We start from the raw sequence: 13,097 nt of genomic DNA, 5'->3' as shown, positions 1-13,097 counted from the left end.
CCCGCTTCAAGGAGAATAGTCGTCAGGGCAGCGGCTTCGTTGCGGCCCCGTTCGACCTATACGATCCGAATTACGGCCTGCCCTTTATTCCGCCGATCGCGGTTGACCTTCCCGAGACGGGAACGGAGCAGCTCGGCTTCTATGCTCAGGATCAAATCAAGCTCGGTAACTGGATCGCCGTGCTGGGCATCCGCAATGACGAGGTGACGAGTTCGTCCGAAGGCTCTCCGGACCAGGACGTGAACGCCACGACCTATCGTGCAGGCATCATGTACGAGTTCGCCAATGGGCTGACACCGTATTTCAGCTACATGCAATCCTTCGATCCGATCTTCGGCACCAATTTCTACGGCCAAGCCTTCGATCCGCTGGAAGGCGAGCAGTATGAGGTCGGCTTCAAATACCAGGTGCCGGGCAAGCCGATCGTCGTGAACGGTTCGCTCTACGACACTACTCAGAGCAACCTGCAGGCATCCGACCCGAACAATCCGTTCAACCAGATCCAGATCGGCGAGGCGAAGTTCAAGGGCGGCGAGATCGAGACGATCTTCACGCTCCACGACGATCTCGATGTGATTGCCGGTTATGCTTACACGGATGCCGAATATACCGCTGGAGACCGTGCTGGCTTCCGGGTCGAAACCGTCCCGCAGAACCAGGCATCGCTCTGGGCGACCTACCGTTTCTCGGCGTTCGGCGTCTCTGGCTTCGCGGTCGGCGGCGGCGTGCGCTATGTCGGCACATCATGGGACGGCGCGGACAGTCTGAAGACGCCGTCCTACACTCTGTTCGACGGCATGCTCAGCTACGACACCGAGCATTGGCGCTATCAGATCAACGCTACCAATCTGGGTGACGAGCGCTACGTCACAACCTGCTTGGCGCGCGGCGACTGCTTCCTCGGCGAGGGGCGGACGGTGCTGGGCAACATCACCTACAAGTTCTAGGGGCCGCACTGTCTTAGGAAGCGCCTTCTTAGGGAAACGCCTTGGACTTTAGAGACTATGCAACGCCGGGGACTGAGATCCCCGGCGTTGCGCCTTCCGCGGCAAGCTGACCCGACCGAACCTGATCTTGGGGCTGGTCAAGGACGGCCGAAGCCGTTTAATTTGACTATGACATTCAACATTGCGCGGCCGGCCCTTAAACAGGGATTCGGCAGGCGCTAGGCGGCAAACTCCAAGAGACTGAAGAGGCGGCATGACGGCAAAGACGATGAAGACATGGGTGTGGATCCATAAATGGACCAGCCTCGTCAGCATGATCTTCCTGCTGCTGCTCTGCATCACGGGGCTTCCGCTCATCTTCTATCACGAGATCGACGATGCTCTGGGCAAGACCATCCACGCACCAGAGATGCCCGCCGGCACACCGGAGGGCTCGGTGGACAAGGTCGTGGAAGCCGCGAAGGCGGAAATCCCGGGCCAGTCGCCCATTTTCCTAAGCTGGGACGACGATCATGCCGGTCAGGTTTTTGTCACCATGGCCGAGAAGCCAGACGCCACGCGCGACGGCATGCGGCTGCTGGTGGGCGACAGCCGGACCGGCAAGATTCTGGGCGAGAACGACTTCCAGAACTCCATCATGTTCTTCATCTTCCGGCTGCACACGGACCTGTTCGTCGGCCTGCCGGGACTCCTGTTCCTCGGTGCCATGGGGCTGCTCTTCGTCGTCGCTATTATCTCCGGGGTCGTGATCTATGCCCCCTTCATGAAGCGGCTCGATTTCGGGACCGTGCGGAAGGAGAAATCGGCCCGTATCAAGTGGCTCGATCTCCACAATCTCATGGGAGCCGTCACCATCGCATGGGCCCTGGTCGTGGGCGGCACCGGCGTGATCAACACCTGGGCCGATCTGATCTTCATGGCGTGGCGCCAGGATCAGCTGGCATCCATGGTGAAGCCGTATGAAGGGTTGGCGCCTTACGAAGAGATCGGTTCGGTGCAGAAGGCGATCGATGCGGCGCTCGCGGCCGAGCCGGAGATGCAGCCCTCCTTCGTGGCCTATCCCGGCACAGGGTTCTCCAGCACTCATCACTACGGCGTCTTCCTGAAGGGCAACACGCCGCTGACATCGCGCATTCTCAAGCCCGCTCTGGTGGATGCGAAGTCCGGCGAGGTGACGGATATCGAAAATCCGCCCTGGTACGTCACCGCGCTGCTCGTGTCCCAGCCACTTCATTTCGGGGACTATGGCGGCATGCCCCTTAAGATCGTCTGGGCGCTTCTCGATATCCTCACCATCATCGTGCTTGGAAGCGGCATCTATCTGTGGCTTGCCAAGCGGAAGGTCAGCGCGGAAACCCGCGTCGCCGAGATCGAGCGCATGACGGACTCCGGCCCCGCACCTCAGGCTGCCGAATGACCCGTCGCACGAAAAGAACGGGCACGAAAACTCTCGGGGAGATCTTCTTTCTTCCGACGGTGATCGGTATCCTGAGTCTCATCGGGTTGATCGCTGCCCTGGTGGGCGATGGCGTCTGGGACGCGGTCTCGTGGGCCAGCCTCGGAATTCCGGTGATCGTCACGGTCTGGATGATTTGGGGGCCGCGCCCCACGCAAGGGCGCAACTGACAGGGCCGCGTTCTGGCGCCTTTCCGCGCCTGACGAATCCTGGATGAGGGCAGGGGAATGCTACGCACACTGATGATTATCTCGGGCGGCTTCGAGTTCGTCTTCGGCATAAGCGTCCTGGTCATGGTCGCGCGTGGCGTGACCGTTAGCGGCGTCACCCGGGAGCAGGCCACCTTGCTCGGCATCGTGACGGTGGTGCTGGGCCTCGCCGCCCTCATCATGAATAACCGGCTCGATACGCCCTTGGGGCTGGGAACCGCCTACGGACTGTGGTTCTACAATGTCATTGCCGCCCTTATTTTGATCTACATTTCCATGAACGTTACGGACTCGCTGATCCGCGGCGGAGCGGCGATCCATACCGTGCTGGGCCTGCTCTTCACCTATGCGCTCTTTGCGCCTGGGCATCTCGAGTAGGGCCTTTCGCAGGGTTTCGCCTGACCCGTTACTCCCAGATTTTTCGGGTTGCCGTCGGAAGGACCAGCTTGAAGGGCCGGATCGGAAGCGTCCTTGCACGTGCTTTAGAGACGCATTTCTATGGAACGCGTTTCTTTGGAACTCTTGCGCGCGCGAGCCGTCCGTCCCCCTGTCTGCTCCCAACAGGCTTGTCTCAACATGCTTGGGAGAGGAGGCGCTCTTCGATGGGTGCCGCTGAACCAAAGGACCGAAAAGGAGGGAAAGTCATGACGACTCCCAACACACGGACCGAGACCCTGACCACCACGCGCATGAAGCTGATCGCCGGCATGACGGCCCTGACCGCCATGGGCGGGCTCATTGCCATGCCGGCCGTCGCGCAAGAGAGCGCTCCGCCGCCCGAGAAGACCCAAGTCGAGCCCATCAAAGGCGAGATCGACGAGCAGAAGCTCGACAACTTCGCCGAAGCCTCCGTGGCCGTGGGCAAGATCTACATGAAATACGGCGCCCAGGCGCGTGAAGCCGGCGACAAGAATGAGGCCATGCAGATCCAACAGACGGCCGAGAAGCAGATGATCCAGGCGATCAATGAGGCCAATCTCGATCTTGAGACCTACAACAGGATCGCTGCCACGGCCCGCCAGGATCAGCAGCTGGCCCAACGCATCCAGAAGAAACAGCAGAAGTTCCAGTAAGGACTTTTCTTGGGCGGCGCCCGGCGACCCCGCTTGGCGCCGCTCCGGCCTCTTGTGGCTCAGTCGGGCCGCGTGAGGACATAGCCCGCGCCGACGCCCATCAGCACCAGCACGCTCCCCATCAGCACCCATCCCGGGTGGCTGAAGTAATAGAAGGCGGCGAAGCCCGCGCTCATTCCCGCGACCGCAAGAACCTTGGCCCGTCTCGGGATCGCACCTCGTTCACGCCAGTCCCGGAGCAGGGGGCCGAAATGGGAATGATCGAGCAGCCATTGCTCAAGCCGCGGCGATGAGCGGGTGAAGCAGGCCGCCGCGATGATCAGAAACGGCGTGGTCGGCAGAACCGGCAAGACGACACCAATGGCGCCGATCCCGACGAAGATCAGCCCAAGCAGACGGAATGCGTTCCGCCGCATCGCCTCACGCTTTTCGCCCTTTGCCACGGGAGCCTCCGTCCGGTTTGTGGCAAAAAGCGATGCTTACGCCTCAAGGACGAGCGACGCGAGGATGAATTCCGCCCGTGCGGCAATGCTGTCTTTGGGAAGAAGAACCGTCTCGTAGCCGAGGGCGGGATAGTCCTGAAGCAACCGCTCGTATTCCGCCACCGCCATATCGAGGTCATGGCGCCGAGCATCATCCTGAGCGTAGATCTCCGGCCAGGGCGGGGTGAGGAAGACCTGGCCGTAATAGTCCTTGGTCGAACACCACCGGCTCAACGCCTCCTCGCCGGTCAGCGTCTGCAGATAGCTGGCCGCATCCACCAGGCCGCGGTCGAAGAACACCCAGCCCTGCCAGCCGGAGGCCCGCTCTAGATCCTCCTGCGCCATGGCGATCGCGCGCCGAGCGAATGCGACGCTGTCCTCCCAGGGCAGGGCGGTGCCGCCCCGTGCCGTCTCGTCTTCGACGATCCGCCGGCCTGGCTCCTCCACGGTCCGGTAGCCGCGGGCCTGAAGCGCGGCAAGCAGGGTGGACTTACCGCCGCCCGAGCAGCCGGAAATGACGACGAAACGATTCATCACAAGCTGGGATGCGATATGGAGAGAGACACGTGTCGGCGGGGAGCGGCGCCCGGGCTCATCGAAGTCCAGGCGCCCTCTTATCTATTTAAGTCACGCCCGCTAGCGGACCACGATCTCGACCCGCCGGTTGAGCGCCCGGCCTTCCGCCGTGCTGTTGGTGGTGACCGGTGCGAGGAACGCGACCCCGGCGGAATTCACCTTATCGGCCGCGATGCCGTGAGCCTGGATCAGCCGGTCGGCGACAGCTTTCGCCCGAGCCCGCGAGAGGTCGATATTGTAGTCGAGGCTGCCGTCATTATCGGTGTGGCCCACCACGACGATCTTCAGGTTGGGATCCGCCTTGATCACCTCTGCGATCAGTCCGATCGTCTCGTCGCTGTCCGACTTCAGTATGGCGCTGTCCGTGTCGAAATGGATGTCGTAGAAGGCCATCTTGCCTTGGGCGGCGAGCTCCTTCTGCACCGCCGAGGCATCGATCATCTTGTTCTCGAATGCGGTGTTCTCCACCACGTTCATGTTGATCCATTTCGGGGTCACGAGGATCTGGACGCGCACCGTCCCGGCATCGCTCTCCTTCACCGCCGTGACGATCTCGTATTGGGTGTTGAGCAGCATTTTCCAGGCTGTCGCCCGAAGCGCGCCGAGGTTGGACCCGCCGCATTCCATCTCGCGGCAGCTCACGATGATCTCGTAACCGGCGTCCTTCAGCTTCTCCTCGAAGCTCCGCCGGATCTGGAGCATGGAGGTCCCTTCCGGCACGTCGTAGACGATGTGGGTGACCTCGCCCTCGTAATCGACAAACTCGTTGTTCTCCGCATCCACCAGCATGCGCTGGGTGTCGTACTCGATGCGCTCGAAGCGGGTGATCTTGGTGCCTTCGTAGCGGCCGATATCGGGATAGTCGCTCGCCCCCTCGACATCCTGCGAGAACGCGGGACCGGTAAAGGCGAAGAGAACGAGGAAGAAGGAAAAAAGAAGTCGCATGGGCTGCCCCCAGTCGGATCGAATCCGGCCGGCGGCGAATCATGCGGAAAGCGCCAGCCCCGAAGTTGAAGTCCGCAGCTTCGAACACGCGTAGGATGTCCGGAGGAGCTGGCCGAAAATGTGGCGGCATGGTCCCGGGCAGGCAAAATACTCCGCCTGCGGAGGATTTCTTCGTCAGGGAAGCTTCGAGATCGCCTCAGGGATCGGCGTATCGCCTTCGGTCAGCTCAACGATGGTCCGGCTGACCTGGGGGCTATCGATCAACTCGGCCAGGACCCCGGCGACGTCTTCCCGCGGCACGGTGCCATAAGGAATAGCGAGATCCGCCTTCACCTTGCCCGAGCCCGGATCGTTGGTCAGCGTGCCCGGACGCAGGATCACATAGTCGAGACCGCTCGCGACGAGATAGGCGTCGGCCAGCTTCTTCACTCGAATATAGTTCTCGAACCCTTCCTTGGGCTCCTTGCCGCGGCCGGCCTCGGGAAAGGCCGAGACGAGCAGAAACCGGTCGATCCCGGCGAGCTTCGCTGCCTCGACAGACTTCTCCAGGCCGCGCCCGTCGATGGCGTTGGTGACCTCCATGCCGACGCCCCCGGCGCCCGCGCTGAAGATCACGGCATCGCTACCTTTCATGAGCTCCGCCAGCTCGCTCTCGGAAAGCTCGGCCAGATCGCCCATGACCGGCGTGGCGCCGAGCGCTTCCAGCTCTTCGCGCTGCTCGGGCTTCCGATAAAGGGAGAGGGGCTCATGCCCCCCTTCGGCGAGCATCTTGGCGAGTGGCCGGGCGACCTTGCCGGCGCCGCCGACGATGAAGACTTTGCTCATGTCACTCTCCAGCGCTCGATTGGCGGATGGGGTGGGATTCGAACCCACGAGACGCTTGCACGCCTGCCGGTTTTCAAGACCGGTGCCTTCAACCGCTCGGCCACCCATCCTCAAGGCGAGAGAGAAAGCGCCCCGCCGGTTCACCGTCAAGGGCTTGCAGCGACAAACTCCGAAGATCATGGCTTCAGCCGGGGACGAGCACGCCATTTTGCTGGCGGGGTGTGCGCAAAACTGACCATTATGGCCGGAATCGACCAAGCAACCGGATGACGGCCGCACGCGGTCTGAATCGACGCCCATCATGAGCACCGAGACTGCCACCGCAGAAGACGAGGCGCCCGAGCCGGAAGACGTCTATGGCCGCAAGGCGCGTGTGCCAAGTCAGATCCCGCTCATCGGGTGGATCCAGATCATCCACCGGGTCTGGCGGGAATCGGGCCGGGACAATCTTTCCATCGTCTCGGCCGGCTGCGCGTTCTATGCGCTCTTCGCCATCTTCCCGGCACTCTCAGGACTGATCTCGCTTTACGGGCTGATGGCAAGCCCCGCCACGGTCGAGCAGCATTTCGGCGTGCTGGACGCGCTTCTCCCTAAGGAGGCCTATGTCATGGTGGAGGAGCAGATCCACCGCCTAGCGACAGCTTCCGGCCAATCCCTCGGCTATAGCCTGGCCCTCAGCCTCGGGATTGCGTTCTGGAGTACGAACCTCGCCGCCCAGGCCATGTTCGCCGCCCTGAACATCGCCTATGAGGAGGAGGAGAAGCGCAGCCTTCTGCAATATTATTTCGGCGCCTCGGTCTTCGCGGTAGTGGGCATCCTGGGCGGCCTGCTCATGCTGCTCGCCATCATCTACGTGCCGAACTGGGTGGAGTTTCTAGGCTTCTCCGACCTCTTCGAGAAGGTCGTTCGTATGGCCCGCTGGCCGTTCCTGGCCGTGACCACCTTGCTGATTCTGGCGCTGCTCTACCGCTACGGACCGTGCCGCAATCCGCCCAACTGGCATTGGGTGACCGTGGGCTCCGTCTTCGCCACCTGCGTCTGGCTGATCGCATCCGGCGGCTTCTCGCTCTATGTCGCGAACTTCGCCAATTACGGCCGCATCTACGGCTCGCTCGGCGCCGTGATCATTTTGCTGTTTTGGCTGTATCTCTCGTTCTACATCGTGCTGCTCGGCGCGGAGATAAATGCCGAGCTGGAGCTCCAGACCGCCGAGGACACGACGGTGGGCGAACCCAAGCCCATGGGCCAGCGCGGCGCCTTCGTGGCCGATCATGTGGCCGGCGGGGCGAGCGGCGCGAAGCGTCCCTTCAACCCCCACGCGGGCTTGCAGCAATAGCACGCTTAGTGAGTGACTTTGACCTTCAAGATTCTCAAATTTGCCGTCCTGTTTCTCATCGTCCTCATTATGGCGGGCATAGGGTATGGGGTGCTTGGCTACGTCGATGCCGTGAGCGATGCGGAAGCTTTGAAGGAGCGGGCAAACACGCTGATCGCTCAAGATCGCGGCGGGCAATCGCTCGGAGATGATCGGCTTCAGCAGCTGCTGCTGGTTGAAGATCCGGGATTCGCACACCATTCCGGCGTCGATATGAGCACGCCCGGCGCAGGCATTACGACGATCACCCAGTCTGCCGCGAAACGGCTTGCCTTCGACCAGTTCAGGCCCGGGATCGGAAAAATCCGACAGACCGGCTACGCGCTAGGGCTCGAGAGCGAGCTCAGCAAATCGCAGATCCTAGCGCTCTGGCTCGACACGTTGGAGATGGGTCAGGGGCCTGACGGATGGATCACGGGCTTCCACCGGGCAAGCAACGTGATCTATGACCGGCCGCCGAGCGAGCTTAGCGATGACGAGTTCCTCAGTCTCGTCGCGGTGCTGATAGCGCCCAGCAAGTATCGGCTTGGCAGCGACGATCCGGATTTGAACGAACGGGTTCAGCGGATTTCGAGACTCGTTTCGGGGGCTTGCAAGCCAAACGGCAACGGCGATGTCTGGTTGGAAGGCTGCCAGGAGCCGCCAGCCCCCGAAGTGCCAAGCGAGCCCTCAGAGTAGGATCCCGCCCTAGACGAAATCCGGGTTCTGTTGGCAGCGCCGGCGGCGCAGATAGCCGACGCTCAGCACCACCACGATTCCGGCAAGCCCGGCGAACACCCAGGCGGATGGGTGATGGGCCGTATCGAGATGCATGGCAATGAAGGGATCGCTGATGATAATCTCGCCGGCAATCCAGCCAAGCAGGGCGGCACCGGCCCAAATCACGATTGGAAAGCGCTCCACCGTGGCAAGCACCAGCGCGGCGCCCGCCATGATCAGAGGGATGCTGACCAGGAGACCGAAGATCAGAAGCTCCACCGTGCCCCGGGCGGCGGCTGCGATGGCGATGACGTTGTCGAGGCTCATGACGATATCGGCCACCGCGATGATCCGGATCGCGCGCCCGAGGGTATCGCCGGTCTCAACCTTGCTGTCGTCGTCTTCCGCCTCCGGCACGAGCAGTTTTACGGCGATCCAGAGCAGCAGCAGACCGCCTGCGATCTTCAAGTAAGGTATCGTCATCAGCTTAGTAATGACGCCGGCAAACGCTATGCGCATGGTGATGGCGACCGCCGTGCCGAGCACAAGCCCGGAGAGGCGCTGGCGCGGGGGCAGGTTGCGGCAGGCGAGCGCGATAACGACGGCGTTGTCGCCCGAGAGCAGGAGGTCGATCCAGATGATTTGCAGAACGGCAATCAGAAAGGAGGGATCGTCCAGTGACATTCCGGCGCTACTTCTCCAAGATTCCCAGACAGGACGGGAATACTCCCAGACACGATCCGGCAGGGCCGCATGCCCCGTCAGCGGCTGGGTACCTGTTGCGCTGCCGGGCGGCAAGACCCTCTGATCGATCGAGCAGGGACCGCTCCCGATTGCGCGACCTGCATATAGGTAAGCTGTCGTCGCCGCCTTTGAAAGGCGGGCGGCTGTGCGGAACAAAGAACGAAAGCGTGTGCTTTAGCTGAGACGCCGGTCACGACATTGTGGCGATCCTGCCGTAAGCTCGTGACCGCAACTGAACGAATCATGCAGCAATCTTTCGACATGGAAGGGGGGATTATCCGATGGAGAATTTCGATCCGGCGATCGTCAATCCGCTGATCGCACTTATCGCGGGCGTGGTCATTCTGCTCGTGCCGCGCATGCTGGCTTATATCGTCGCCATCTATCTCATCATCGTCGGCATTCTCGGCTTGGCCGCCCATCTCTAAGGCCAGTCTAAGGCACGGACTCTAGACACGAAATGTAACAAGACGTCCCTAGCTTGGCCCCGCCGCTTCACCTATAGTCGCAAGCGGCGCAGTCAAGCAGACCGCCCGCCACTCGGCTTCGGGGGTCGTCGCTTTTCGTGCACGATCGGTCGGGTGTGCCGTATGCTATTCCTTTCGGCTAGGGCCGATCATCGTTGCGGCCAGGGCCAGTCGCAGTTGACAGCCGTCTTGCTGGCGGCATGATGCGAGTCATATTTCAGTCTCATTTGCGCCACGCTTCGCGCAGGTGAGTGGGTTTGGACAGCAGGGACCCAAGCCAAGCAAAGCGCTCATGGAGGGGTGGATTATCCATGTCGGTTCGGCCGACCCTGTTGTCTTTGGCTATCGTCAGTTTGTTGCCAGTTCTCTTCGTCGCCGGTGCGCTGATCAATCAGTGCCGGGCGGAGCCTGACGGCGCTCGCGCGGAAACCGGCATTTCTGCCCAAGGTGCTGAGCAAGCCGCAGAGCAGAAAGCCGGCGCAAAGCAGTCCGAGAAATCGGAAACCAGTGAGGCGTCCGAAGCGGGCGGTGCTGACATGTCAGCCAAGTCCGCTACTTCCAAGTCCGGCACTTCCAAGTCCAGCGACTCCGATGACGGCAAAGCCGCATCGAAGGCCGCAGCGCAAGACGCCGCTCAAGACGAGACGCCCGCAGAAGAAGCGGCCGAGGAAGCCTCCAAGGTCGAGCCCTATCGCTGGATGGCCCGTCGCAGCGACAACAAGATCAAGATTCGCGGCGCGGTCCCGTCCGAGAAAGACCAGCGCACGGTCGTGGGTATGGCGAAAGCCCACTTCGCCGATCTCGAAATCGACGACGGCATGAAGGTCACGGAGGGCGCGCCGCCCAAGGAGCAATGGCTTGGTGCGGTGAGCTTCGCCCTAAAGCAGCTCACGCATATGAAGAGCGGAAATGTGCGCCTGTCCGACGTGGCGTTGACCGTGGACGGCCGGGCGAAATCCGCCGGCGACTTCACCGAGCTGCAGGAGGCCGTGCACGGACCGCTTCCCACGGGGCTCAGCGTACAGAAGATCGCCGTCGCGCCGCCGGTCGCCGACCCGTTCTTGTTCACCGCATCCCTTGAGGGCAATATTCTGCGACTTGCCGGCAACGTTCCCAACGAGGAGATGCACGCTCATCTGAAGGATCTCGCCGGGAACGCCTTCCGCGGCCGCGCTATCGACGATCAGCTCGTTATCGCATCCGGCGCTCCTGAGAACTGGGAGGCCGCCGCACGAGCAGCGCTTGCCGCTCTGAGCCGCCTCCAGGACGGCAAGGTGACCTTGTCTAAGGACGCTCTGAAGATCGACGGCACGGCGCCCGACAAGACGACCGCCACGGAAATGTCCTATCAGCTCCGGAAGGATCTCCCGCGGCCCTACCGCTCCTCGGAGAATATCCGGTGGAAAGAGGCGGGGCACGCAGGCGATGTCGCGAACACGATCATTCCGCGCATCAAGGAGATCGTCGACAGCCGCAACACGGCGCTTCCGAATACGCTGCCATCTCTGGAAAGATGACCCTGGCGGCAGATCTCCCCGGGGCCTTGTTAAGTGCAATACTCCTGCAATATGCAGGCAGAATATCTGTTCGGGTGGTGTGAGACCGTTTCCGAACCTCGAAAAGCCAAGTAGTCGAAAATACCGAGAAGTCGAACAAGCACAGAATAAGTGTGGGGGCACATGAACGAACTAACCGTAACCATAGTCGTACTCGCGCTCGTTGCCGCAGCGCTGGTCCTGGTCAGCTGGCTGTTTGCCAAGCAGCAGAAGGCGAAGGGCCCGATCGGCGACGTGAAAGCGAAAGACACCGCCGCGTCGAAGACGATGGCCGAAACCGCGCCCGCGGCCACCAAGACTGATACCATGTCGTCCGGCGCTGCGACGCAGAGCGAAACGAAGCCGGCCGCCGCCCAGGAGGCCACAAAGCCGAAGACGACGACCCGCAGCGGCAGCGCCCGTCGCAGCACCACCAAGTCCGGTGCCGCACGGCGCTCGACGGCCAAGAGCAGCACGTCCAACACCACGGCTGCCAAGAGCACGGCTGCCAAGAGCACGGCTGCCAAGAGCAGGGCAACGAAGACCACGACGGCGAAGACCACTGCCGCCAAGACCTCGGGCTCCAAGGCTTCGCCGTCAAAATCGTCGACGGCCAAGCGCACCACTTCGAAGACAGCTGCAAGCAAGACCAGCGCGTCGAAGTCAGGCGCTTCCAAACCGCGCACCACCCGTTCGGGAACGGCAAAATCCACCACCGCGAAATCGGGGGCAAGCAAGTCCGGTCAGACCAAGAGCGGAACCACCCGGCGCACGTCTACCAGCCGCACCTCGCGGGCGCGGACCACGCCGCCGAAATCGACCGACGAGAGTTAGGGCCTAGCGGCCGCGCGTGGGATCGTTGGCGGCCAGGAACTGAGCAACCGTCTCGATGGAGCGCTGATCTTTCAGCATCGGCGCGTGGCCTTCGCCTTCGATCGTCTCAGTTTCCAGATTGGGATGAACCTCGCCCATTTTGGCCAGGGTTTCCGGGGAGAGAATGTCTGAGTTCTCCCCGCGAAGCGCCAAGGTCGGGAAGGGGGTGAGCGCACTGAACGCGCCCCATTGCTCCGCCCCCGGCTGGCTGAGATCGACGCCCTCGAAGGCCTTGCCGAGATCGGGATCGTAGGCTCGCGCCGGCTTGCCGTTCTCTTCTTTGAAGATGGCGCGGGCGATTTCTTCCCATTGCTCTGCGGGGATCGCGGGAAAGTCCCGCTCGTTCATCTCCCGCACCAAGGCGATCGCATCCTCCCAGCTTTCCGGAGTCGGCGTCTTGCCCAGATGACCGGCGATCCGCATCAGACCCCGGCTTTCGATCACCGGTCCGATATCGTTGAGGACGACGGCACCGATCGCCGCAGGGCGCAGTGCCGCCATGACCATCGCGATCAGCCCGCCTCGCGAGGTACCGATGATCGCCGCCTGATGGACACCCGCCAGCGCCATGAAATCGAGGGTGTCTTCCAGCTCGATCAGCGGCGTGTAGTTCTCCCAGTCCTTATCCCAGTCCGAAAGACCGCGGCCGCGATAGTCGATGGCGTAGACATCCCGCGGTGTGTGCGTGTCGGTGGAAAGGGCGACAGCGAGATCGTGGAAGTCCCGCCCGTTGCGGGTCAGGCCGGGCAGGCAGATGGCGGGCCGGCCGCGCCGCCCCATCGCGGGATAGTGGCGCGCATGAAGCCGCAACCCATCGTTCGCGACGAAAAAGATATCCTGCCACAACTCGCCGTCTGGCGTGGGCATGAGCGGGCCTCGAAATCAGGGGTG

16 protein-coding genes and 1 tRNA gene are annotated in these 13,097 nt (G+C 62.2%); 10 read left to right on the top strand and 7 right to left on the bottom strand.

Annotated features, from left to right (window positions below; translation table 11 throughout):
* The 5 genes from ACFQ2F_RS09775 to ACFQ2F_RS09755 form a co-directional block, all read left to right on the top strand.
* The coding region (locus tag ACFQ2F_RS09775; protein WP_379089246.1) for a TonB-dependent siderophore receptor at positions 1-947 on the top strand (947 nt) is incomplete at its 5' end.
* 253 nt (positions 948-1,200) lie between these two features.
* Positions 1,201-2,364, top strand: coding sequence for a PepSY-associated TM helix domain-containing protein (locus tag ACFQ2F_RS09770; RefSeq protein WP_379089243.1), 1,164 nt, complete (start codon positions 1,201-1,203; stop codon positions 2,362-2,364).
* On the top strand, positions 2,361-2,573 hold the full coding sequence (locus ACFQ2F_RS09765) for a hypothetical protein (RefSeq protein WP_379089240.1): 213 nt from the start codon (positions 2,361-2,363) through the stop codon (positions 2,571-2,573). The genes ACFQ2F_RS09770 and ACFQ2F_RS09765 overlap by 4 nt, the downstream gene beginning before the upstream one ends.
* A 57-nt stretch (positions 2,574-2,630) precedes the next feature.
* Complete coding sequence (locus ACFQ2F_RS09760; RefSeq protein WP_379089237.1) at positions 2,631-2,990, top strand: hypothetical protein; 360 nt, start codon at positions 2,631-2,633, stop codon at positions 2,988-2,990.
* A 266-nt stretch (positions 2,991-3,256) separates the two neighbouring features.
* On the top strand, positions 3,257-3,685 hold the full coding sequence (locus ACFQ2F_RS09755; protein WP_379089234.1) for a DUF4168 domain-containing protein: 429 nt from the start codon (positions 3,257-3,259) through the stop codon (positions 3,683-3,685).
* 59 nt (positions 3,686-3,744) lie between these two features.
* Here ACFQ2F_RS09755 and ACFQ2F_RS09750 read toward each other — a convergent pair whose 3' ends face one another.
* The 5 genes from ACFQ2F_RS09750 to ACFQ2F_RS09730 all read right to left on the bottom strand — a co-directional run bounded on the left by ACFQ2F_RS09750 (position 3,745) and on the right by ACFQ2F_RS09730 (position 6,623).
* On the bottom strand, positions 3,745-4,101 hold the full coding sequence (locus tag ACFQ2F_RS09750) for a YbaN family protein (RefSeq protein WP_379090667.1): 357 nt from the start codon (positions 4,099-4,101) through the stop codon (positions 3,745-3,747).
* Between the two features lie 63 nt (positions 4,102-4,164).
* Complete coding sequence (locus ACFQ2F_RS09745; protein WP_379089231.1) at positions 4,165-4,701, bottom strand: AAA family ATPase; 537 nt, start codon at positions 4,699-4,701, stop codon at positions 4,165-4,167.
* A 102-nt stretch (positions 4,702-4,803) separates the two neighbouring features.
* Positions 4,804-5,688: an OmpA family protein gene (locus ACFQ2F_RS09740; protein WP_379089228.1), complete on the bottom strand. Its 885-nt coding sequence runs from the start codon at positions 5,686-5,688 to the stop codon at positions 4,804-4,806.
* A gap of 174 nt (positions 5,689-5,862) precedes the next feature.
* Entirely contained in the window at positions 5,863-6,513 is a 651-nt protein-coding gene (locus ACFQ2F_RS09735; protein ID WP_379089224.1) for an SDR family oxidoreductase, read from the bottom strand.
* Positions 6,514-6,533: 20 nt separating this feature from the next.
* Positions 6,534-6,623, bottom strand: a tRNA-Ser gene (locus ACFQ2F_RS09730).
* A gap of 191 nt (positions 6,624-6,814) precedes the next feature.
* On the opposite strand from ACFQ2F_RS09730, the gene ACFQ2F_RS09725 reads away from it, so the two are divergent.
* On the top strand, positions 6,815-7,849 hold the full coding sequence (locus ACFQ2F_RS09725; RefSeq protein WP_379089218.1) for a YihY/virulence factor BrkB family protein: 1,035 nt from the start codon (positions 6,815-6,817) through the stop codon (positions 7,847-7,849).
* A gap of 18 nt (positions 7,850-7,867) precedes the next feature.
* On the top strand, positions 7,868-8,566 hold the full coding sequence (locus ACFQ2F_RS09720) for a transglycosylase domain-containing protein (RefSeq protein WP_379089215.1): 699 nt from the start codon (positions 7,868-7,870) through the stop codon (positions 8,564-8,566).
* Between the two features lie 9 nt (positions 8,567-8,575).
* On the opposite strand, the gene ACFQ2F_RS09715 is transcribed toward ACFQ2F_RS09720, so the two are convergent.
* Positions 8,576-9,271, bottom strand: a complete 696-nt coding sequence (locus ACFQ2F_RS09715; protein WP_379089212.1) for a TerC family protein — start codon at positions 9,269-9,271, stop codon at positions 8,576-8,578.
* Positions 9,272-9,612: 341 nt separating this feature from the next.
* Here ACFQ2F_RS09715 and ACFQ2F_RS09710 point away from each other — a divergent pair, with 341 nt between their 5' ends.
* The 3 genes from ACFQ2F_RS09710 (at position 9,613) to ACFQ2F_RS09700 (ending at position 12,167) form a co-directional block, all read left to right on the top strand.
* Entirely contained in the window at positions 9,613-9,759 is a 147-nt protein-coding gene (locus ACFQ2F_RS09710; protein ID WP_379089210.1) for a DUF3096 domain-containing protein, read from the top strand.
* Positions 9,760-10,109: 350 nt separating this feature from the next.
* Positions 10,110-11,315 carry a hypothetical protein gene (locus tag ACFQ2F_RS09705; protein WP_379089207.1) on the top strand — a complete coding sequence of 402 codons (1,206 nt, stop codon included), beginning with the start codon at positions 10,110-10,112 and terminating at the stop codon, positions 11,313-11,315.
* 162 nt (positions 11,316-11,477) lie between these two features.
* Positions 11,478-12,167, top strand: a complete 690-nt coding sequence (locus tag ACFQ2F_RS09700; protein WP_379089205.1) for a hypothetical protein — start codon at positions 11,478-11,480, stop codon at positions 12,165-12,167.
* A gap of 3 nt (positions 12,168-12,170) precedes the next feature.
* On the opposite strand, the gene ACFQ2F_RS09695 is transcribed toward ACFQ2F_RS09700, so the two are convergent.
* Positions 12,171-13,073, bottom strand: a complete 903-nt coding sequence (locus ACFQ2F_RS09695; protein WP_379089202.1) for an alpha/beta fold hydrolase — start codon at positions 13,071-13,073, stop codon at positions 12,171-12,173.
* Positions 13,074-13,097 lie beyond the last annotated feature (24 nt).

This window comes from Methyloligella solikamskensis (genome assembly GCF_042676065.1).
GTDB lineage: Bacteria > Pseudomonadota > Alphaproteobacteria > Rhizobiales > Methyloligellaceae > Methyloligella > Methyloligella solikamskensis.
This window is presented reverse-complemented; position numbering and strand designations above follow the sequence as displayed.

What these genes read in the sequence shown, in the direction of transcription:
- ACFQ2F_RS09745 (WP_379089231.1), bottom strand. Translation starts at nt 4,701, where the DNA reads ATGAATCGTTTCGTCGTCATTTCCGGCTGCTCGGGCGGCGGTAAGTCC.
- ACFQ2F_RS09705 (WP_379089207.1), top strand. Translation starts at nt 10,110, where the DNA reads ATGTCGGTTCGGCCGACCCTGTTGTCTTTGGCTATCGTCAGTTTGTTG.
- ACFQ2F_RS09770 (WP_379089243.1), top strand. Translation starts at nt 1,201, where the DNA reads ATGACGGCAAAGACGATGAAGACATGGGTGTGGATCCATAAATGGACC.
- ACFQ2F_RS09695 (WP_379089202.1), bottom strand. Translation starts at nt 13,073, where the DNA reads ATGCCCACGCCAGACGGCGAGTTGTGGCAGGATATCTTTTTCGTCGCG.
- ACFQ2F_RS09760 (WP_379089237.1), top strand. Translation starts at nt 2,631, where the DNA reads ATGCTACGCACACTGATGATTATCTCGGGCGGCTTCGAGTTCGTCTTC.
- ACFQ2F_RS09740 (WP_379089228.1), bottom strand. Translation starts at nt 5,688, where the DNA reads ATGCGACTTCTTTTTTCCTTCTTCCTCGTTCTCTTCGCCTTTACCGGT.
- ACFQ2F_RS09715 (WP_379089212.1), bottom strand. Translation starts at nt 9,271, where the DNA reads ATGTCACTGGACGATCCCTCCTTTCTGATTGCCGTTCTGCAAATCATC.
- ACFQ2F_RS09755 (WP_379089234.1), top strand. Translation starts at nt 3,257, where the DNA reads ATGACGACTCCCAACACACGGACCGAGACCCTGACCACCACGCGCATG.
- ACFQ2F_RS09725 (WP_379089218.1), top strand. Translation starts at nt 6,815, where the DNA reads ATGAGCACCGAGACTGCCACCGCAGAAGACGAGGCGCCCGAGCCGGAA.
- ACFQ2F_RS09700 (WP_379089205.1), top strand. Translation starts at nt 11,478, where the DNA reads ATGAACGAACTAACCGTAACCATAGTCGTACTCGCGCTCGTTGCCGCA.
- ACFQ2F_RS09710 (WP_379089210.1), top strand. Translation starts at nt 9,613, where the DNA reads ATGGAGAATTTCGATCCGGCGATCGTCAATCCGCTGATCGCACTTATC.
- ACFQ2F_RS09750 (WP_379090667.1), bottom strand. Translation starts at nt 4,101, where the DNA reads ATGCGGCGGAACGCATTCCGTCTGCTTGGGCTGATCTTCGTCGGGATC.
- ACFQ2F_RS09735 (WP_379089224.1), bottom strand. Translation starts at nt 6,513, where the DNA reads ATGAGCAAAGTCTTCATCGTCGGCGGCGCCGGCAAGGTCGCCCGGCCA.
- ACFQ2F_RS09765 (WP_379089240.1), top strand. Translation starts at nt 2,361, where the DNA reads ATGACCCGTCGCACGAAAAGAACGGGCACGAAAACTCTCGGGGAGATC.